Annotated in this window: 19 protein-coding genes; 2 read left to right on the top strand and 17 right to left on the bottom strand. The window is 51.2% G+C overall.

Annotated elements, in window-relative coordinates:
* Position 1: 1 nt before the first annotated feature.
* The 11 genes from ACPLPM_RS03175 to scmD form a co-directional block, all read right to left on the bottom strand.
* Complete coding sequence (locus ACPLPM_RS03175; protein WP_424358790.1) at positions 2 to 979, bottom strand: AAA family ATPase; 978 nt, start codon at positions 977 to 979, stop codon at positions 2 to 4.
* Positions 980 to 987: 8 nt separating this feature from the next.
* Positions 988 to 1,977 (bottom strand): DUF4350 domain-containing protein, encoded by a 990-nt coding sequence (locus ACPLPM_RS03170; RefSeq protein ID WP_424358789.1) that lies wholly within the window; start codon positions 1,975 to 1,977, stop codon positions 988 to 990.
* A complete protein-coding gene (locus ACPLPM_RS03165) occupies positions 1,974 to 4,388 on the bottom strand; it encodes a hypothetical protein (protein WP_424358788.1) in 2,415 nt (804 codons plus the stop codon). The genes ACPLPM_RS03170 and ACPLPM_RS03165 overlap by 4 nt, the downstream gene beginning before the upstream one ends.
* A gap of 45 nt (positions 4,389 to 4,433) precedes the next feature.
* The gene (locus ACPLPM_RS03160; RefSeq protein ID WP_424358787.1) at positions 4,434 to 4,697 is read right to left on the bottom strand and encodes a hypothetical protein; all 264 of its coding nucleotides are present in this window, start codon (positions 4,695 to 4,697) and stop codon (positions 4,434 to 4,436) included.
* An 80-nt stretch (positions 4,698 to 4,777) separates the two neighbouring features.
* Positions 4,778 to 6,004 (bottom strand): nucleotidyltransferase domain-containing protein, encoded by a 1,227-nt coding sequence (locus ACPLPM_RS03155; protein WP_424358786.1) that lies wholly within the window; start codon positions 6,002 to 6,004, stop codon positions 4,778 to 4,780.
* Positions 5,997 to 6,671 (bottom strand): signal peptidase I, encoded by a 675-nt coding sequence (locus ACPLPM_RS03150; protein WP_424358785.1) that lies wholly within the window; start codon positions 6,669 to 6,671, stop codon positions 5,997 to 5,999. Before ACPLPM_RS03150 ends, ACPLPM_RS03155 begins: the two co-directional genes overlap by 8 nt.
* A 31-nt stretch (positions 6,672 to 6,702) precedes the next feature.
* Positions 6,703 to 7,602 (bottom strand): SynChlorMet cassette protein ScmC, encoded by a 900-nt coding sequence (gene scmC / locus ACPLPM_RS03145; protein ID WP_424358784.1) that lies wholly within the window; start codon positions 7,600 to 7,602, stop codon positions 6,703 to 6,705.
* A 102-nt stretch (positions 7,603 to 7,704) separates the two neighbouring features.
* Positions 7,705 to 7,965 (bottom strand): hypothetical protein, encoded by a 261-nt coding sequence (locus ACPLPM_RS03140; protein WP_424358783.1) that lies wholly within the window; start codon positions 7,963 to 7,965, stop codon positions 7,705 to 7,707.
* Positions 7,966 to 8,061: 96 nt separating this feature from the next.
* Complete coding sequence (gene scmF / locus ACPLPM_RS03135) at positions 8,062 to 9,174, bottom strand: SynChlorMet cassette radical SAM/SPASM protein ScmF (RefSeq protein ID WP_424358782.1); 1,113 nt, start codon at positions 9,172 to 9,174, stop codon at positions 8,062 to 8,064.
* Between the two features lie 15 nt (positions 9,175 to 9,189).
* On the bottom strand, positions 9,190 to 10,317 hold the full coding sequence (gene scmE, locus ACPLPM_RS03130) for a SynChlorMet cassette radical SAM/SPASM protein ScmE (protein ID WP_424358781.1): 1,128 nt from the start codon (positions 10,315 to 10,317) through the stop codon (positions 9,190 to 9,192).
* A gap of 1 nt (position 10,318) precedes the next feature.
* Complete coding sequence (gene scmD / locus ACPLPM_RS03125) at positions 10,319 to 10,591, bottom strand: SynChlorMet cassette protein ScmD (RefSeq protein ID WP_424358780.1); 273 nt, start codon at positions 10,589 to 10,591, stop codon at positions 10,319 to 10,321.
* A gap of 251 nt (positions 10,592 to 10,842) precedes the next feature.
* On the opposite strand from scmD, the gene ACPLPM_RS03120 reads away from it, so the two are divergent.
* Positions 10,843 to 12,705 carry an ABC transporter ATP-binding protein gene (locus ACPLPM_RS03120; RefSeq protein ID WP_424358779.1) on the top strand — a complete coding sequence of 621 codons (1,863 nt, stop codon included), beginning with the start codon at positions 10,843 to 10,845 and terminating at the stop codon, positions 12,703 to 12,705.
* 231 nt (positions 12,706 to 12,936) lie between these two features.
* On the opposite strand, the gene ACPLPM_RS03115 is transcribed toward ACPLPM_RS03120, so the two are convergent.
* Entirely contained in the window at positions 12,937 to 14,826 is a 1,890-nt protein-coding gene (locus ACPLPM_RS03115; protein ID WP_424358778.1) for an ABC transporter ATP-binding protein, read from the bottom strand.
* On the bottom strand, positions 14,823 to 15,938 hold the full coding sequence (locus tag ACPLPM_RS03110; protein WP_424358777.1) for a radical SAM protein: 1,116 nt from the start codon (positions 15,936 to 15,938) through the stop codon (positions 14,823 to 14,825). Before ACPLPM_RS03110 ends, ACPLPM_RS03115 begins: the two co-directional genes overlap by 4 nt.
* A gap of 601 nt (positions 15,939 to 16,539) precedes the next feature.
* On the opposite strand from ACPLPM_RS03110, the gene ACPLPM_RS03105 reads away from it, so the two are divergent.
* Positions 16,540 to 16,722, top strand: a complete 183-nt coding sequence (locus ACPLPM_RS03105; protein WP_424358776.1) for a hypothetical protein — start codon at positions 16,540 to 16,542, stop codon at positions 16,720 to 16,722.
* A 100-nt stretch (positions 16,723 to 16,822) separates the two neighbouring features.
* On the opposite strand, the gene ACPLPM_RS03100 is transcribed toward ACPLPM_RS03105, so the two are convergent.
* Genes ACPLPM_RS03100 through ACPLPM_RS03085 form a run of 4 tightly spaced genes read right to left on the bottom strand, consistent with a single transcriptional unit; the run spans position 16,823 to position 21,312 of the window.
* A complete protein-coding gene (locus ACPLPM_RS03100) occupies positions 16,823 to 17,848 on the bottom strand; it encodes a S26 family signal peptidase (RefSeq protein ID WP_424358775.1) in 1,026 nt (341 codons plus the stop codon).
* Positions 17,838 to 18,137, bottom strand: coding sequence for a PqqD family protein (locus ACPLPM_RS03095; RefSeq protein WP_424358774.1), 300 nt, complete (start codon positions 18,135 to 18,137; stop codon positions 17,838 to 17,840). Before ACPLPM_RS03095 ends, ACPLPM_RS03100 begins: the two co-directional genes overlap by 11 nt.
* Before the next feature lie 14 nt (positions 18,138 to 18,151).
* A complete protein-coding gene (locus ACPLPM_RS03090; RefSeq protein ID WP_424358773.1) occupies positions 18,152 to 19,333 on the bottom strand; it encodes a radical SAM protein in 1,182 nt (393 codons plus the stop codon).
* Entirely contained in the window at positions 19,330 to 21,312 is a 1,983-nt protein-coding gene (locus ACPLPM_RS03085) for a radical SAM protein (RefSeq protein WP_424358772.1), read from the bottom strand. Before ACPLPM_RS03085 ends, ACPLPM_RS03090 begins: the two co-directional genes overlap by 4 nt.
* Between the last annotated feature and the right edge of the window lie 12 nt (positions 21,313 to 21,324).

The raw sequence follows: 21,324 nt of genomic DNA, 5'->3' as shown, positions 1-21,324 counted from the left end.
ATTAAGCGGGGATTTTTACCGTGTTCAGCAGCTCTTCGATGATATCGAAGGTGGTGATGTTTTCGAACTCGTACTCAGGCTTGATGATGAGCCGGTGGTTCAGGATCCTCGGCGCAAGATACTTAATATCGTCCGGGATGACGTAGTCCCTGCCATCAATAGCGGCAACGGCCTTAGAGGCTTTCAGCAAGGCAATCGAAGCCCGGGGGCTGCCGCCCAGGAGAATTTTCTCATGAGAGCGGGAAGCCAGGATTAAGTCCCTGATGTATTCGATGACCTTGTCATCGACATGGACTTGCCGGACAATATTGATCAAGTTCACCACGTCGTCGGCGGCCAGTACCCTTTCCACCGCACCGCATGCGTTCTCGTTCTTCGCTTTGAGGATATCGAGCTCTTCCTCAGGAGTGGGATAATCGACGTTGAGCTTGAACATGAAACGGTCGATCTGCGCTTCCGGGAGAGGGAAGGTACCTATGATATCGATGGGGTTCTGGGTGGTGATAACCATGAAGGGATATGGGAGCGGCATAGTTGTGCCATCGATCGAGACCTGCTTCTCTTCCATGGCTTCCAGTAGAGAGGATTGTGTCTTAGGGGACGCCCGGTTCACTTCGTCGACCAGGAGGATGTTGGTGAAAATCGGGCCCTTCTTCAGGGAGAAGGACGAATCATTCTGGTTGTACACGTAAGTGCCGGTGATATCCGACGGGAGGATGTCCGGCACAAACTGGAGACGCTTGAAGTCCAGATCCAGCGTAGCGGCAAACGCTTTGGCGATCGATGTTTTTGCCAGGCCGGGCACTCCGTCGAGCATGATGTTGCCTTCTGACAACAGAGCGATGAGAATGTCCTGTATGAGCGTATCTTTGCCCACAATAACCTTCTTAACTTCGCCTGTGATGCAGGTCGACAGGGACTTGAAAACGCCCATGTCGTACAATTCCTGTTCGATTGCTTTAGCTTGAATATCCACCATCGTATCCCCTATAGCTTTTTATCTAACTCTTTTATATCGCTTTCCTTGGCCGGAAGCTTTGCTTTTATGAAATCTACAATTGAGCGTTTTTTGGATGCTGGCTCCTGCATCTCGGGCTCGGGGCCGAGAATCGCCTTTTTTATACTGGCACGCCGGTATACAACGTAGCCGGTTAACATGATGAGCAGAGAGCATAGTAGCTGAGCGACTAGATCGTTTTTAAGGATAAAGAATATGGACTCTAAGGGCGGAATCTTCTGGCCATGGGAAATGTCCAGATAGACTGTGCCTTTTTTCATGATATTTGATGCGAAGACGCTGTTCTCACCCTGATCCACCATAACGTTGACTATGACATCAGGATCGCTGACAACGATCACTTCGCCCTTGCCATATTTGGCGCGGGCTATGATCGGAGAAGCGTTAAAATTTTCGTTACCGTCGATGAGTATGTTGGCGTTCTCATCGACCCAGCTCAGACGAGAGGTGTTTGCGAGGATAATTGCGTTTCCGGATATGTTTAACGATGCAGGGTGATTTAGTACCAGCGAACTTACGCCAGTAGTCACACTCGTGTTCTTTATGTCGACGATTACCGGAAAAGACGGGCGCTTATAATAATTCTCGTAATCGCAAACCGGTGCCTGATGTAGCGTAATCGGAGACTCCATATAGTTCAGCAAAGTATTCGAAGTACCAAAATCGTCCATCACGATGATCGTACCTCCCCGCTCGGCGAACATACGCGCCTGCGCAGATTCTTCCGGGGTATAATTGAGGGTGGGACCTACGATTAGTACTGTGTTATTTTCCCCGACTCCGGAGAGGTCAGATATCGCATACAAGTAATTTACAGTGCCGTTTCCGGAGAACTGTGTCATGCCATTCCATGCCGGATTTGACATGCTGAAGTCGGCTTCGGAGAAATTAAACCTGCCAATAAGTAGTACAATAACTACCAGCACAGCGAGAAGTACGATGACGGAGGTTTTTTTCATAACTCTCGATCTCCCGGGTTTTGCTTATTAGAATACAAAGACTCGTATATCTCCTGAAGCTTGTCGATGGATTCGGCCAGGTCTTTCGTATCAACATTCTGCCGGGCGAAACGAATGGATTCATATTTGTTTATGATGAGACTAATCGGCTTTGATAGCAGCGAGTATTTTTGGATAAAGAGATCATGAAATTCCCTATGCGTAGCCGATGAGGGTAAACGATTCCCGCGAGCGATGAAGATTTGCCTCGAAGCCATGTAAATACGGGTAACCGCTTCCCGATAGTCATTTGAAGCGATGGATTCTTTCAGCCAGGCGATCTCGGCATCAAGGTTAAATACCTCGACAGAGGGCCGGAATTTATCAGCAATTACTCCGTCTTTGTTTTCGACAAGAACGACTGGTTCAACCTCTGTGAATTGTTTAATCCTTCTCTGAATAAAGGATAATATTTTTCTATCAATGCTGGTGGCCACTAATACCAGTATAAAGGATACTCCGGCCACCAGTACGAATAATAGCGCGATCGACCCCTTATCCGCAGGTATTATCAAAACCGTCCCGGCGGAAGTAGTCGTTTTTGTGATCAGGCCGTCGTCATCCGTGACCAGGGAAACGGTGAACAGGCCGGGTGACTCATTGTATCCGATCCTCTGAGAAAACACGAAGCTGCCGTTGGCATCGGTTATAACCTCCCCGAATGGAATATCGGACCGGGTAACGTTCAACCTCTGGCCGGGAACAGGCCGTTGGTCTAGTATGGTAACTGTGCCGTTAAGATCAAGAGTATCTCCGGCAAACAAGATCAAAGGAGTACTATTAAGCAGGATTTCAGGCGTCGAAGAATCGAACGAGGCAGTAATCCTGTCACTTTCCGAGGGATATAAAGACCCGTTCTCCTGAGAATACGCTGCATACAGGTCATGGCTGCCCTGGGAAATATTGTAGGGAATTGGTACGGAAGCTGCATAGTAACCAGCCTCATCAGTATAACATGAAGCCAGATGCCGGTCATCTGAAAATATCCCGATGCTGACATTCCTTACCGGCAGGCCACCATCAGTAGTAAGATAGCCATAGGTTTCTATGATATCTCCGCCGTAATATCGGCTATTCAGGGCACTGAAGGTCAGAAGAGTGTTTTCTCTGTGAATTTCGACCGGGATAGGTTCCGATACGGATGGTAAGAACACATCCTTAGACTCTGCCGCAGGCTTGAACTTCGATTGTAGCGACGAGATACCACTGGTCGTGTTTTCGCCAACAATTAATAAATAACTGTAATATCCATCGTTATCAGTATAGCAGCTGCCTGTAAGGTTATTTCCAAGACTGACGTTGATGGATCTATTTGATACCGGAGCGCCGTTGATCGTCTTCAGCGTTCCGCTAACGTTAATGCTTTTTCCATATGCGGCATCGGTGAATTCTGCAGTCATGTTCATCGAGGTACTTTCCTCGATCACTTCAAACCAGACACGACTGCTTATGCCAGGTACTATGTTCCTGCTGCCCGGGAGGTATTCTGCGTGCACGGACTGGTTATTTCTAGAATCCCCGGTAACGTTATAAATTAATGAACAGTGGCCACTTTCATCGGTCAGGGCATCGCCTACCCGGCGCTCGTCGAAGTAATACGATACCTTAGAGTTGCCCAGAGGATTGCCGGCACTATCGGTCAAAGAGGAGCTCAGAATCAGAGTATCGCCGACCGCAACCTGATTTTTGTTTAGCTCTATCGTGAGGTTGGTAGTACGCAGCAATTCATCGATAGTCTGCTCTTGATCATTCACGGTTTTGGCGTAACTGTCGAAAAGCATTATTGCCTGTTCCAGAGGGTGAGTAAAAATCTGCGTGTCGTTGTGAGCGTTAAGCAGATAAGGCATGTTAGAAACGATAGCTTCATTCGATCTGGTGAGGTTCTGGTAAGAGCCCTGAAGTTTTTTACCATATATCGTAGCATTGACCATATCGCCTTCAGCGACGTACGAGGAATATAACTTATAATTCTGGTTATATTCGTAAGAATCATTTACGATCATCGTGATGCTGCGTATCAATACGTCGGAACTCAAAAACCGCTCCCAGACCAGCGGATCTGAACGATTATAGTAGAATAGTAGCACGCGGTAATCTTCATAAGTCGACAAGAGTTCGTTTAAGTGCATTACCGAGCTGTTGTAATCGGAATTGTTGAGGTCTATGGCGATATCATAAGTGCTTAACAGCATGTATTGCATCAGCATATTTAACTTATAGTCAAAGGGAGGATTGTTCCAGGCAGTCAGGTTACTCGGGTCTTCGTGTATAACTAGCGTGTCAGATGCCTGCGCCGGCACCGGAGAGGCAAAAACTAGCAGTAACAAGAAGGATATGCCCGAGATTATGACAAGAGACTCCTTAAGCTGCACATTAACACCCCCGACACGAACCTGCTCAACCGTTTTATGAACCGATTAGAACCCGATGATTTCCATCACTTTCGAATATACCATTATGCCAAATATGATTACACCAACTACTATAACAATATTCACCCTCGACCTCCACTTCGGCTTTGTCATGAAGGGGCCTGCCAGCTCGATGATGATCAGGAAACTGATCAGGCTGAGAACGAAGAAGTACTCGGGATTAAGGCTCTTGAAGAGAACTAACAGCGCTAATATGATCATAACCAGTACGCCGAAAGTGGCGATCAGTCTCTGACTTTTAGTCCACATAAGAGCACATTCATCTCTGATAGAAGATAGAATATATAACCTTTGTTAATATGGGGCATATTGTATAAGCAAACGATGGTTTATAGTTTTTTCAATAACTGCCACCACCGGATAAGGTAAGCCTGGTATAAGGGCTTTCCCCTGGACCTGGGGTAAAAATTGTGCATTTGCTCCGGAGCAGGAAAGATAAGACGAAAGATTAACTTAATTTTTTCGCACGCACTGGCGTTCTGAGGTAAGACCATCCTGAACAGGTTTACAGTCCTGCCGTCCATAGCGTGGGAAAAAGCAATAATTTCATGGTCGTCGGGCGATGGCCACTTCGAAAAGTCCGAAAAGCCAGGAGGGATTTGTAAACCTGTCCAGCACTGTGCCATCTTGATCGATTCTTCCAGCGCTAAACGAGCTCCACATTCAACGCTTCTTGCTAATAAAATCTCCCACTCGGAAGGCTCTTTTAGCATATTGCACAGAAGGTAAATATCGTAAACCCAGTTCAGCCGGATACTCTGGCTGTGATGATAGATCAGGTGTGCCGCGGCATGTAGAAGGGAATCGATCGGATCAAGCACTTCCACAGTCATGCCGTTCCACTCGACTTTTCTCGCCCTCGAAAAAAGCTGCCTGATATCAATTTTCTGGCTGAGCAGGCTAAACGAGAAAAGATTCCAGTGGATCTCGACCATATGATGACCGATCCCCGGCAGTCTCGGGAAAAATACTTCTTCGCAATATCCGGCTTCTGAGACATCAACCCGGTTTTCCATACACTTATAGCCCATATTCTCCAGTATCTCACGAGCCGCGAGGGCATCCTGCGGCATGACGAGCAGATCGATGTCGAGACAGGGCCTCGAAGCAGGACGATCGTATAAATATAAAGATAAGGCGCTGCCCTTTAGAAGTATGGATCGGATACCACGCTTATTGAACGCTACCAGGACGCTTGTTAACTGCCTGCTCCTCATCGCCGACTTTAAATCACTCGACATGTAAGCCGATCTTAGAGCGTCCATCACTTCGCATGGAGGACGCATGTCGATGGGTAGTAAACGCAGTTTTTCATAAAAGACAGGCAGGATCATGTGACTGTCCAAGGTCGAGATTAAATGTCGCCACTGAGGCTGAGTGATATCTATACGTGGGGTCGGCTCATTTCGGAATACTGAAAGAAGATAGAGCAACTGGTCATCAGGTAGTTTTAGAATTGCATTAACTGGCTCTCCTGCGAGCGTAAATTCACGGTTAAGCTTGCGGACGTTTTCCAGTAAGGCAGCACTAGTGGCCGGTTGTGCCTGATCACTCATGGTAAGCCTCACTGTCAGCCGTTTCAAGGAAGGAGTGGCATGAGATAGCAGCGTGATCCCGCAACGCCTTCTCATCGATGAAAAGCCTGAAAGGCGGCTTTATCACCCACCTCCCCGTAGTCCGATCGAAGGACCCGATAATTTTCCTGCCCATCATCAATTGTAGCTCCAGGCCTTCAGCGCGTTTGAAGGATAATACTCGTGGCTTCAGGCGTTCCGGAAGCCATATCCGAAAGAGCCCCGATCGGACCATCAGATGATAGACGGGCTTTAAGAGCCGGGAAGCACGGACTTTAACTGCGCAAACCAGATGATGTCTAAAGCCAGTAAGAGTCCCGGCATGCCCACCGGAAATTTTAAACTTCCGGCTCCCTCGCCGTACGTAGATGACACGGCCGATGATGTCGCTTTTTTTAAGCAGCCAGCTGTCGACATCGTAATTATTATCTCCCCGGGTCATTATTCCCTCATTACCGATCGATACGATCCGGTGTGTCACTTTCCGGCCCCCGGGAGCGATAAATACAATGATATCCCCTCGTTTGACCTCAGTATCATGATACGGCGCTATGAAGAGAGTATCGAGAACCTTCAAGGTAGGGTACATGCTATTCCCGACGCAAAGCATGGTTTCGTTGATGGAAGATTCCGCAGCCGCATCATTCATAGGATTACCGCAATCACTTTTTCATGGATAGCTATTGTAGCACCTTGTCCATTTCTTCCCAGAACTGGCCGCCCAGGCTGGCTTGTAATTTAAAAATTGGGACTGATTGTGAAAGCTCGCACGCGTTTTCGAATAATTTTCTATTTAAGTTGTAAAGCTCATCTTTGGTTAAGTAGATGTTAAATTTATAATACACGTGCTTTGCAGAGTTAAAAAGGGCATGTGCTGCCATGCTATTTTTTACCGGGAGCACCTGATCGATCTGTGCCTGCTCGAGGAAAAAAATTCCTGCCGGGGGCAGGCTCTGCTGCACGTTACAGGGTATCTCCGTGCGCCCAGATAGATAATTGCTCCAGGTAGGAAACGGGTGAGCACGATACTCCCGCCCGGTTCGCACGAGTACAGTCTCGTCATCGCAGAGGGGTTTCCAGGGGTCAGGAACGCGGCGGCAGCAAGTCGACTTGCCCGTTCCGGAAGTGGCCGTGATCAGCACACACTTGCCGGCATGTTCGATCATCGCAGCATGAAACGGAAGCCCTCCAGAGTAGACGACCTGATTGTACAACGGTAAGAGCGACAAATATAAGCGAGTTACTTCGTGGATATTTCCGGCCAGACCGTTGACCTCGCATAGAACATCCGATACTACAGAATGGGTCCACAGCCGTATTTCGCCCAAGTAGAGCGGTTTCCACCCATTTGCAGGCAGATGATGAAGCTCGGGATACTGATCGATTCCAGGGGCGGCCTTGTTTTGGACTCTGGGGTCGCCCAGAACGAATATGATGTTTGTGCCGGAGCGCGGAGAGCCATTCGAAAGCCCCAGGAGCGAAGCGGCTTTTTCTACGACCCCAACCGTATCCCCGGTTGGAACAAAGTTCCACTCGCTGCCGTTTGCCAGCTTCAGCTTTTTTACCGCAGTGTGCTCCATACTGTTCATGGTCAGATATGAGTTAAGAATCACTTGCCGTATAAATACATTGGATGCTTGTGGAAAATGCTTCGAGAAAATAAGAAAAGATAGTTTTTGGGCTTATGTGCCATCGCCCGTACCACAATAGGGCTTGGAGGCAACTGATCCGGTATTGCAGATGTTCTTGTTTAATCCACCAGACCAGCACTGGATATTAGTATTGTTACCGCTGCCATCCTGGCAGATGAAGGTGGTGTTCGCATTCCCGGCCCAGCAGGTATCAACATCACTGTTTCCGGGATTACAATAGGTGTGAGCTGTAACATATAATGAATTATTGATATCGATTAAACCGGGTTTTTCGTATTTTAATAACTTCATGTCTTGCCCCCATGTATGTATAGTAATCAATTAATGAGTATATGATATTATCGTAATCATTTAAGTCTCAAGTATATCATTTTACGATCGGGTTAGTTATAAATTTTTCTGATAAAGCCGAGATTTTGGGAAGATGCCACTATTTCGAGCTTCTTCACAGAACCAGAAAGGCGCCCACAGCGACCCTTTTCGGTAGTAGTTCTGGGCGATACAGCTGCCGAGACACAAATTTTTAATGATGCAGTCGCCGCAGATGCCCTCCAGGCGGCCGGGCAGCCCTGCCCTTAATTCTTGCAGGAAAGGAGCATTTTCCCAGACGTCAAAAACGTTATCGACGTGAGCATTGCCATAGGTAAGCTCAGGAATCGCTTCTCCTATGCCGCACAGTGCATAAGTTCCGTCCGCTAAAACACCCAGGATTCGCAAAACACCGCAGGCAGCACAACCACCACCGATGTTATGAAACATGTTGCCTAAAGGCCTGAAGGCCAGCGGGTGCCCGTAGTTAAGAGGCAGCGGCGATCCAGGGGCGATAGTGCGTTCCATCCTGGAGCCCAGTTCGACCAGCTCTTCGATCGTCAAAGTTTCTCCGGCTGCATGCATTGCTTCGCCGCGCAGGGTTGGCATCACTATGTTAAACTTAACCGTGCTGGCCTTCAGAGACGCTGCCAGATCGATCATAGCTTCCGCCTGATCCTGATTACGGCGCATGAGGGTCATGATAATCTGCGGTCTGACCCCTGCCTCGACCAAATTTTTAATGCCCTGCACCGCATCGTCGAAACAACCATCCACACCCCGGACCCATTCGTGGGTTTCTGCGTTCACCCCGTCCAGGCTGACTGCTACATGGTAGGCCTTGCATGAGGCGATCGCCCGGGCGATTTCAGGCGTACACAGGACGCCGTTTGTCTCGATGTTAACTGACAACCCTTGCGATCGGATAAACTCGAGGATATCGAGTATCTGCGGGTGAAGCAGAGGTTCGCCGCCGGTCAGTTTCACGTCCGTCAGCCCAAGACCCTTCGCATCGGAAACGATCTTTTTGAAAAGATCAACAGGTAGATACGCGCTAGAGGTAGTCGCCGACTGAAAGTCCGGAGAGATCCAGCAGTGCCTGCAGCGTAGGTTACAATCGCTGGTCAGGTAAAAATAGATCTGCCTGAGCGGGTATATGCGCCTGACGTCTTTTTCCGAGGGTTCTTTCATAGTACACCTGCCAGATCATCGATTATTATGAGATAGGGCAGCAACAGGTAATTTACCGCCCTCGCTGAGGAAACACCTGAAACAAGCATCCGGGCTGGGATGGTTGACCTTACCCAGCAAAGTGTATGCAAGCCCGGGACAATTACCGGTACAATATTGAACATAGTCGCAGCCTCTGCAAAATTCGAAATCCTTGAGAGGGATATTGATCCGGCTCCTGAGCGTAGCAAGCTCGGGGTGATACTGCCACACGTCTCTTAAGGAATCCTGGTTGATGCGGCCGAGAGCGATGTGGCCCAGGTGAGGACAGGGAATAATTACGCCGTCTGCGCGGACTGCGATCTTCTCCATGTAGCACCTGCACCCGGTAAGAGCTCCCCTGCCTGCAATTTCCTTAACGCCTTTGAGCCGGGCGTTCTCCATCATAGACCAAATGCGGGCATCCGCCAGAGGCCCGGCAAGGGCAGAGATTCGGTCACCATACTTTTCAGTGAGGCGGACCAGAGTTTCCATCGCCTCCATGCGATCTTCGACGCTCAGCTGGATGCTACGGTTGTTCCTGCACATCCCGAGGTGCGAAGCGGAGTTAGTCGAAAAGCCAGGCAGCCCCAGGTCATCCAGCAATAATTTCGCGATAGCTTCGAGGTCCTTAACGTTATCTTTGTGGATCGTGACCCGGGGGAATACGGGAATGGAATGTCGGGTCAGGTGAAGGATGCCCTCGATCGCCTTCTGAAAGCTGCCTTCACCACGGCACGAATCATGTACTTCTGAGTTTGACCCGTCCACAGAAATCTGGATCATGTTGCAACGGCCGGTGGACGCAATAAAACTGGCCAGCTCATCGGTGATCAGCGTGCCGTTCGTCAAGATCGAGTACCTCATCCGATTCCTGACAATGCCGTCAATGATCTCTCTGATGTCCTTCCGAAGGAAGGGTTCCCCGCCACTGAGAGTGACGTCCATGACTGCACAGTCCTTCAGCTCTCCGAAAAACTGGAGCCACTCATCAAGGGATAAATCCCGGTTGACCTCTCCCGGGCTCGAGAAGTGTGAACAATACAAACATCGCAGGTTACAGTAGTTGGTGATCTCGATTTCCACGGACTTAGGGGTCTTCATCAGCCGGGAGTTGTCGATCATGCTATAACTCAGACCCTGCAAACCCACGTTTTACCAGCTCATCGACGAACTGACCGATATCGCTGCCGGCAGTATCGGGAACTTCCTCGCAGTTTTCCCTCAGCTCGAGCAGAATGTCATCGATGGTGTGTTTACCGTCCAGGTGCTTCCAGATAAAGACGCTGACGGGATTAAGTCCGTAGGCTTCGCCGCTGTCGGGGTCGAAGAGCAGGGCCCAGTCGTCGAACTCTTCCCTGAATACGATGGACGGATTTGCAACAGGCTTCTCAACCATATTCCCACTTCTGAACGATATGTAGGGTCGTAATATAAATACAAGCCCTCTTTTTGCAGTAATCACAGATTGATAATATTGCTTATACTTGTCGTATGGTAATCCAAAATGAAAAGTGAAAAAGGATTATCGATCACCGATCAGATTTCAACAGGCTCCATCAGAATCTTTATTAATCGTTCCCCGATATGATCATTACATTCTTATCGACGGGTGCCCGCCGGTTATCCTATGGCCTGAACGAGGTTCACATGAAAACTGTAAAAGAAGCATACAATTATTTAAAAGAGGCTCTTTTCCGCACAGGCCGCAGGAAAACTAACATTACGCTCAAGGATTTAGTATTCTTCTTCCAGTTTCTCAAGCCTCTGTGGACGATGGCGGCGCTCAGCCTCATTCTCGCGTTTATCGCCATGGTAGTGAAATCGATGGCCCCGCTGGGAGGTAAAGTACTCATCGACTTCATCCTCCTGAAACAGGGGTACGGACAGATCGAGCAAGTGCTGGCACAGGCCGGCCTGCAGTCCGTAACGCCGGAGGTAATCAGGTACCTGGGCTCGATAGATATGATCATCCTGTCGATGATCATTTTTAGTATCATATTCGGTTCCCTGGAGCTAATTCGAAGCTACATATCTATGAAATATGGACAGGAGCTGACATTCAGCCTCCAAAAAACGCTCTTCGATCGGGTCCTCAGGTTCCCCATGGCACAGCTCAAGGAAAAGCAAACTGGCTACCTGGTGGCCAGGATTTCAAGCGACGTGGGTTCGATCCAGGCGTTCTTTTCCGGCACAGTGACTCAGGTCATGTCGAACGTATTCTTCATCTTAATGGGCACCGTAATCCTGTACCTGATAAGCCCAAAGATAACTTTAATCATCCTGCTGATAGCACCCCTGTATGGAGTTGTCAATTACCTCTTTTCCAGCAGGATCAGATCTGTCAGCTATAGATTATACGAGACAAGCTCTCAGGTTTACAAACACATGCAGGAAACCCTCTCTGGAGCCGAGGTAGTCAAGACGAATACGGCGGAGGACAGAGAGCTAGAGAAAGTATCCCAAAAGATGAGGACAATGGTACATGACCGGATGATTAGCTACACGATCATGACTGCTTCCTCAACGATGCTGAGGGCAGTACAGTTCGTCGTCGTGCTGGTCATACTCTGGCTGGGCACCAGGGAAGTCCAGAATGGCATCATTACCGTTGGCGACTTTGCGGCGTTCTGCACCTACGCATACCTGCTCTCGGGCTCGATCAACGGCCTGTTCTCGACGCTCATCAACATTCAACCCACCCTGACGTCGATGGACAGGCTGAAAGAGATGTTCGATATTGTGCCTGAGTATAGACAGGACGACAGCTCGAAGCTGAGGCCGGACAAGGTGAACGGAGAGATCCGGTTCGAGCACGTCAGCTTCGCCTACGAAGCGAATAAGCCGGTAGTCAAAGACGCCAGCTTCACGATAAAAGCCGGCGAAACCGTAACGCTAATCGGGCAGAGCGGCCTGGGAAAAACGACTATCGCCAGCCTGCTCCTGAAGTTTTATACCCCGCAGGAAGGGGCGATCTATCTCGATGGACACGACCTGAAGGATATCGACACGCTCTGGCTAAGGGAGCAGATCGGGTTCGTGTCCCAGGATATCTTCCTGTTCGACGATACGATAGCGAACAACATAAGGTACGGCAAGCCTTCGGCTTCGTTCGAAGAAGTCATCCGGGCTGCGAAAGCAGCAGGCATCCACGAGTCTGTTGAAAAATTCCCGGAGGGATATGAGACTATTGTGGGAGAACGAGGAGCGAAGCTATCGACAGGGCAGAGACAGCGGGTCTCGATAGCCAGGGCATTTCTCCGAAACACCCCGATACTGGTGATGGATGAGCCGACGTCGGCGCTGGACATGGAGACGGAGGACATGGTCAAAGAGGCGCTGGGAAAGCTCGTGAAGGGAAGAACGGTGTTTATCATCTCGCACCGGATGTCGATGACCGAGATTGCGGACAGAGTACTGGTTGTAAATGAGGAAGATATTCTGGAAAACAGTTCTGCCAGAATACCGGATTATGTGGACGGGATTAAGGTAAAAGCGGCTCAGTCGGAGTAGCAAGAACGATGTATTCGGAGTAAAGTAAAACCCGTTAAAAATTGTAGGTGGGAGAGTTTCCTGGAGGCGTGAGAGGACTTTCAATCTGGGAGGTTTGGGAGGTTAAGAGGTCAGGGAGAAGGTAGGAGAGGATATAGAGGTTAAAGAGGATACTTTTATAATAATCTCTCCATGGCATCCGGGTATCTCCCGGGACTCCTCCCGGACCCACAATTTTCATGCGACTATACTTCACACTTTACCGGTCACCCGTTTCTCCACGCCGGCCCCGGCCTGAGGAACGCCCGCAGCATCCCTGTAAGGTGTTGCCTGCACCGTGTAGAGACGAGCGTATACGCCGTTTTGATCTATCAGCTCGCGATGAGTACCCCGTTCAACGATCTTACCATTTTTCATCACGTAGATATAGTCGGCCATCTGGACCGTGGAGAAACGGTGGCTTATTAAGATTGCCATTTTCCCCCGGATGAGGTTTCGGAACTGATCGAACACCTCGGCCTCGGCCACCGGGTCCAGGGAGCTGGTAGGCTCGTCCAGCACCATGATGTCAGCATCGCGGAAAAACGCCCTGGCAAGGGCGACTTTTTGCCATTCGCCCCCGCTGAGGTCAGACCCGTCCCCGAACATCCTGCCAAGAAGGCTGTCGTAGCCCTCAGGAAGGCGTCCGATAACCTTATCAGCGCCCGACATGTGCGCCGCTTTGGCCACTTCATCCCGGTCCGGCGCCCGGTTCACGTTCCCGATCCAGATGTTCTCCCAGACCCGCATATAATAGCACATATAATCCTGGAAGACGACGGTAATCTTGTTTCTCCACTTCGCCGGATCAGTTTGCGTGAGGTCTATCCCATCGACGGTAATCTTTCCTGCAACCGGGTCATACAACCGGCATAACAGCTTGATCAGAGTCGTCTTACCCGACCCGTTCTCGCCCACGATGGCGATCACCTGGCCGGGCTTAATAGACAGGTCAACGTTGTCCAGAGAATTTTTACTGCTGCCGGGATATGCAAAGCTTACCGACTTGAACTCGATGCCGCGGCTTATTGTCGATGGCAGGGCTACTGGCTTTTCCGGCGCTACTATGGACGGCTTCAGCTTCTCGAAGCGGAGGTAGTCGTTCAGGAACAGGTTGCTTTCGTAGAGCCCCGTCATGCTGCGTAAAATTGTATTCAGGAAGCCCATACACATCTGGAAGCCCGTGAAGTACATGACCAGATCGCCCACGGTGCTGCGGCCGAGATAGGTCTGATGAGCGATGAAGGCAAAGGCTCCAAAAATGGCTATAGTGGTGAATGCCTGGGTAAGCATCTCTCCGGAAATGCGCATGCGAGTCAGCGCCAGCCTACCCCGGAACAGGTCCGCCCTGATTTTCCGGTAGCGGCCGATGAACAGGGGACCGAGGTTATACAGGCGCACCTCCTTGGCATACTCTGGCTCGGTCAAAGTCATGTGATAATACCACGCCTGCCTCTCGTTCTCGGTCTTCTCCCGCTCGAAACCGTACTTTTTGCGGGAGTAGATCAAGCGGACGATTGCGGCAGGGGATGCCGCGGCGAACAACAGCAGGCCGATCACCCAGTTGAACGTGAACAGCACCGCGGCGATCGCAACGATAGAAATCAGGCTCTGGGAGAGCTGTACCAGATCGTTCATGATCTGGGTCGGGCGCATCGGAGCCTCTCTCAGGGCCCGGTGAAGCATATTATGGTATTCGCTGTCTTCGTAAAACCGCAGGTCGAGAGCAACAGACTGGCTATGAAGCTTCTCGGTGACTTTGTCAGTCATGATCATCGACTGAGCTTCCGAGGACATCTCCAGGAGCAGGCGACAGGCCACGGTCAATAAAGCGATAGCTCCGGCAGCGACAATCAGCAACAGCACATAAGAATAGGGTGCAGCTGACCCGGTCCCGTATAAGCCGGGCAGGAACGAGTCCACGATCAGCTTCATCAGGTAGATGGATGCCAGAGGGAGCAACCCCTGTACGAACGTGATGCCGAAATTGGCAACAGTCCAGCCGGGAGCGCTTTCCCAGACGAGGCGCAGCGCGCCGGGTATCGTTTTCCTCATCGACGCGAGCTCTTTCCCCATCTGAACAATGACATCCGCTTTCATCATTTACCCCGGATAGCAGCCACTCTCGCGTGGGCCACCTGGCAGAAATAATCACACCAGGCGTCCATACGCCCGCTCTCAAGGTGGGCATGGGCAGGGCACCAAAGGCAAAAATCGATTATCTGGCATTGCCTGCACTTCTCGAGAAAGACCGGGTCAGTCGAGCGCATGTCCAGCACTTTAGGTACGAACGTCTCCATCGCTGCCTTAAGAGAGCCCTTACGCAGGTCGTAGACGCAGTCCGGGTGCCACAGTGACGAGCATAAGCGGAAACGCCCGTCGTAGCTCACGCTAAAACTGCCCTTGCCGGCACCGCAGTTGAACAGGTGGTCGCCTCCAGGACATGCGTCGCCCAACTCGACCAGCGAGTCGCACTTTTTAGCCAGACTATCAGATCGTTCAGCGTCAGCCTGCTCTATGGCGACGATCTCCGCGGGGGACAGCCTTTCCTCGCGTATTTCGGCGTTCCTCGCCGGATCGCCATCGAAGCGCAGGTGTAGCAGCGGGTCGAACCGGAAGTAATCCTTGGTATGTGCTCTGCAAAACGCGGCAATAGCTGGAAGCTCGTGGACGTTCGACCGGAGGGCCACCGCCTTGAGCCGGACCGGAATACCCGCACCGAGCAACAGATCGAGCCCCCGCCGGAAAGCCGCATATGACCCGGGCTTTCCACTCACCTTCTCGTAAGTCTCCGCCGTAATACCATACACGGTCACTTCGAGGTCTCTGGGAGGGTACTTCCTGAAGAGCTCCACGTGCTTTTCGGTGATGAGGCATGCATTCGTGAAAACTGACAACAGAAGGCCCTTCTTTTTAAGCATCAGGTAGATTTCCTCGAAATCCTTCCGCAGCAGGGGCTCGCCGCCGGTGATCAGGCACCAGACCGCCCCCATTGCCACTGCCTGGTCGGCGATATTCTCGATCTCTTCTATCGACAGCTCTTTGCTCATTGCCGCTTTATCGCCGGCGGGGAGATTAATATAGCAGTGACGACAGGCGTTATTACACCGGGCGGTCAGCTCCAGGTCAAACGTAAACAGCATCTTTTTTTGACCTATCTTACTCCAGAGCGGAAAATCCGGCACCCGGGAATAGCCCACATAATTGTCATCCATACCAACTGTCACCACAGGTTTCGTCACTGTTTAAACTGATTGAACTTTTATCCTATAGAAACGTATAAAGTTAACGTTGGACAAATTTTTCGAACGCAAAAAATTAATTGTAAATTTGGTTACATTTTACTCCATGAAAATATCAAATTTTTGGTTATCCGCAAAAAAATAGAATTAATTATTAGATTGTCGTAATAGCGGTTTATTTCTAGTACAAAAGCTTCTTATAGTACTTACAGATATGTAATTACTATGATGTCCCTCAAGCAGTATTCCAGCCCTAAATTAATCGTGCTGACAAGGTTCAGCGAAGAAAATGTGCTAGCCATATGTAAATCCAGAGTAGCAGGAACCATTGATAATTCCTTATACAATGGATGCGGTCGCCGGAGCGGTAATAGTACAAATTGCAATCATAACTGCAGTGATCCATCTAACTCGTAATAATAGATATTTTTCATCGAAACTAATATTTTTATAAATATTCTTTCAATATAAAATGATTTTTTTGTGATAGGAAATTAAATAAGGCATAAATTATAATAACACATTTTTTCATGCCACAAAAATTACTTATATTACTTTCACAATTGTAATTACTATGATGTCCCGCAAGAAGTATTCCAGCCCAAAGCTGATAGTAATGACAAGGTTTAACGAAGAAAACGTACTGGCGATGTGCAAGGCCGGTGCCGGAGCGACCGAAACTTCGACGTTCTTCGGATGCGGAAACCACAAGAGCTACCTGAACTGCGTCCAGTGCAGCGACTACTCTACTTCGTAAAAATATTGTATATATTAATAATTATTATAGCTGCGTTAGACCTATAAAAACATTTTCTTTGTATATTGTTATAGGCCATTGGTGGCCCAAGTAATCCGCATCAATATTTACCCGAAGTACATCCAGTGGATTTTCCCATAACAACACGTTTTAATCTACCGATCCTGCCACAGTTTCCGGCCGGTAGCTGCCTGAGCCCTGCATCCCAACACCACGAGCCGATACACTCCGAATGCTCCGGCAGGTTGATCATGATAGAGGCTACGCCCCGGTCCGCCAGGACTTTCACTGCTTTAGTAAGCATGCACTCCTCGAGGCCGCTTCCCTTGTAAGGCAGATCAATGCCATAGTCGACAATCCACCATCCCGAAAAAGGGCATTCTTCGGGACTTTGAAATAGCTCCATATAACCTATCTGCCTGCGCTTAGCCCGGGCTACAATGAATAGATGTTGTTGTGCCGCTGCTATACCGGTAGTCTGCCCTTCGGCAATGTATCCGCCCCTGCCAAACTTTTGTTTGCTATGTATCGACGGCGAGGGCTCGACCTCGATTTCTAGCTTGTTTAAAAGTCGCCCGTAAATGACTTTCATGAACCGGCGATACGGCCGGGAGTGAATTACTCTCGCCCCCAGGCCTGATAATCCGGCCCTGATCGGCATCAGCCACCGGCTGAGCGGCGGTACAATCGTAAAATACAGCCGGGCTAACGTTCTGTGACGGAACCGGTCCGGCCAGAATATCCTTTTAGTTCCTCGCTCTACCCGGGTAACCACACCCAAAAGGCATGCTTCAGGTATGGTGCCGTCAGGATCGAACGTATTGTCACCCTTAATCAGGTAAGCGCCCTGCACCTTCTTCATGACCCGGTGGACGACCAACTTCTCCGCATCGGGCCTGGTAAAGGCTACGACCTCTCCGATATGCGGCGGCCGATTTCTGAAAGGCGAGATGGTGATGACGTCCCCGTCACGAATAGAGGGGTACATACTCCATCCCCGGGCAGTCATCCGAAAGTCGGCCCCCTTCTCGTGGACGGCCCGGAGGAGGCCGACGAGCGTGCCGCCTGTCAGGCTCAACCCGTCGCTACCGCTCTTTTCGGCTGCGATGGCTGGCTTATACTTCAACCAGCATTCGCCTGGCGACGAGCTCTCCGACGAATCCCTGCACATCTTTTTCAATAACCTCTTTCTCGGCATCGTATTCCGACGCGATGTACTCCACGATCTGCGCCAGTGTGGTTTTACCATCGAGCCGTTCCCAGATGACTAGCCCGACTTCGTCCAGCGAGAACAGATCGTCTTCCATATCTCCGATGCCTGCCGTCAGGGGAACGATGATGAACTCACCCTCGATCTTCCTCGCGACGATCTCGTCCGACGGCTTGTACACTTTCTCAAGACTCACAGTACTCATAAAGAATCACCTTGTTAATATAAACTCATCTTTTCAACCCGCTCTTTTCCATCCGCCACTTCCCACGCGCGCTCGCCCTCGGCCAGCAGGCCCAGATACCGGGCCTGGGCATGGGCTACCTCGCACAGGTAATCGACAGGGGTATCCAGCGTGCCATGCTCTGCCCAGGACTTCGTCGGACACTGCTCGCACAGGCCATGGATAAAGCACCGTGCACAGCGGGAGAGATAGGCCGGGTTTACCGACTTCATCCCGATGATCTTCGGGACAAATGTAGTCAGCGCCTCTTTCAGCGAGCCCTTGCGCAGGTCGTATACGTATTCGGAACTTCTCAAGCCCATGCATACCTGGAACATACCATAGGCATCGACACATCCGCCGTGCCCCGCACCGCAGGGGAACAGCCTGTCGCCGGGAACGCTCATGAACCTCCGGCAAAACTGGCCCATCTCTTTCCGGTACGCGGCAGAATCCCGGGTCAGCACTTCCAGGCCCTCTGCAGGAGATATTCTTACACTGGCAATCAGCCGGTTTTTCGCCGCAGAGTCCCACCGGCCCCGCAGGTTGAAGAACATCGAATAAGAAGGCGGATGGCCCTCCATCCACGGAATGGACTTCGCCCACCCGCGGAGCTCGTCCATCTCCCCCTTGTTCGGAGGCAGCAGCGCGCCCTTGACGACGAAGGGGATCTTCCTCTCCATCAGCAGGTCCACGCCCCGGCGGAACTCCTCGAAAGCGCCCGGGGAACAGGCTGCCATATCGTAGGACTCGGGGTGCATACCGTATACGGTGATTTCGATCAGTTCCCGGGGCGGGACCCGCGCGAAGAGATCGGCCAGCTCCGGGGTGATGAGCCGGGCATTGGTAAACAGCATGACGCTGAGCCCCAGTCGCCGGGCAAATAAGTATAACTCCTGAAAGTCCTCCCGCAGCAGCGGCTCTCCACCGGTGAAGCGGATTGACATAGCCCCCAGATCGGCAGCCTCTTTCAGGATGCGCTTCCACTCGTCAGTACTCAGCTCCCGGACCTTCGCAGCCTCATCGTGCTCGGGCAGGTTGATACTGCAGTGCATGCACGCGTTATTACACCGTTCTGTGAGCTCGATGTCAAGCTTGCCGAGGAGCGGAGCGATACTTTTGAAGAGATGATAGTCGCTGGAGCTATGCCTGACAATAAACGGCGAATCACCCGTCATACTCGCTCCTTCGCCGCGCCCGAGCCTATCGATGCCGGCGGCTCGACCAGCTCCCGGATCACGCTCTTCACAGCACCGCTCTTATCCAGCCTGAGCCGGTAGACCGGTACTTCCCGGGCAAGCTGCCCGATCATGGAAAACGCATGATCCCACCAGCTCTCGGTGCCCACGGTCTTGACGACGAACTTCGGCAGCGCCCGCACGATCTCTCCTCGGCCTACCGGCACCAGCCGGTTCTCGGCAGACTGCTCGATCAGTAGAATCGCCCGCAGCGGGGCAGAATCGGGAGAGATGATGGGCACAGTGCCATGGCTCCAGGTGCCGTAGATGCGGAACCCGTCATCCTGCCGGCGAACAATGATCCGGTCGTCGCACAGGATCTCGCCTTCGTCCTGCAGCATGGTCACAGTCGTAGACTTGCCGGCGCCGGAGTGCCCGATGAACAGCAGCCCGTGCCCGTTGATCACCATCCCTGCGGAATGCATGATCAAGCCCCGGCGATCGGCCAGCAGCGGGGCTAATAAAATCTGATCAGTGGGGAACGTAGTCAGGGCCATTAAATCGCCCGACTCGAAGACCTTTGCGTCTCGATGGTAGACGTCCCCTTTTGCATGGTCCTGGCTAAAGACCGCCACCTTGTTAGGCGTCGTATTATCTTTATCCACTGAGATCTCCAGGTAGATCAAGGAGTTTCCCTTCTTGTATATCGCCCATGGCACTTTGCGGTATATCTCTTTACCCAGGTCTTTGCCGCCTATGTCCGGAAGCGAGAAGTGATGCCGCAACCCGACGTTGTCAGCCCCGGGCCCTTCGACCCGGAAAAGATCCAGCTTTTCGTTAAAAGTGTTATCCTTAAGCGGCAGATCGCTCTCTACACAGATGGTCATGCCGCCTACCCCGTAATACCGACGATGATTCGTTCGCCAGCCCCCCTTATACTTCTCTGTCTCTCTAGCAACACCGCATAGATATTCAACCTTCGCACCGAAGCGCCCGTGCTCCAGGTAGCCGTACACCGGGCACCACTGGCAGTCAGCCCTGTGATAGCACGACCCGCAGCCCCGGAAATACTCCTCGTCTGCCACTACTTTGTCGGCGAGGGACGGTATGAACTTCTCCCACCCATCGGCAAAGCTGCCCCGGCGAAGGTCATACCTGAGAGTAGGGTCCTTGACATAGCAGCAGAAAGACAGCTGCCCGTATGGATCTACGTGAAAGTCTCGCTTGCCCTCGATGCACCCTGCAAAGAGCCTGCCATCAGCCCCAACCTTGCCGCACCCTGGGTCTTCAGCAGCAGTCTCTTCGCCCGGCCTGCTCGGGCTGTCTATCGCGAGGACGTCCTTCGGGTCGAGCCGCTGCCCGATGATCTCTTTATTCCGGGCCGCCGACCTGCACGCCGAAAGGTAGAGCCAGGGAGCACCCACCCGGTAAGTCTTGCTCAGCGAAGCCGCCAGCCGCACCATGTCGTCGAACTGGTGATAGTTCGCCTGCATCGGCACCAGCTGCACGATGAAGCCTGCGCCAGCCCCTTTCATGTTGGCGAAGCCTCTCATGGTAGCGTCGAACGAGCCGGGGTTCCTGGTCACGTAGTCGTGGACTTCCGCAGTAGCGCCGTAGAGGGCGATCATCTTGGAGCCTTTACGCTTTAGAAGTTGGGCGATCTCCGAGGTGATCAGCGTGCCGTTAGTATTGAGTGAATAGGAGACTGACTTACTGGTGATATAATCGAAAATTTCCGGGAAGTCTTCCCGCAGCATGGGCTCGCCGCCGGAGATCAGCCACCGGTTGCAGCCCATGGACCGGGCCTCGTCGACGATGTCTTTGAGTTCCTGGAAAGATAGCTCGTCCTTTCGGGTCTTTTCGTTGTCGGGCGTCCAGAGCCAGCAGTGGCGGCAGTTGTTATTGCACCTGTACGTAAGGTCGAGGTAGCCTTCGCGTGGAATGCGGGGGACTAATGTTCTGACGATTGTTTTGATCATGATAACCCATCA

The sequence above is a fragment of the Methanocella sp. MCL-LM genome (assembly GCF_049676595.1).
GTDB lineage: Archaea > Halobacteriota > Methanocellia > Methanocellales > Methanocellaceae > Methanocella_A.
The sequence above is the reverse complement of the archived record's forward strand: the minus strand, read 5'-3'. Positions and strand labels throughout refer to the sequence as shown.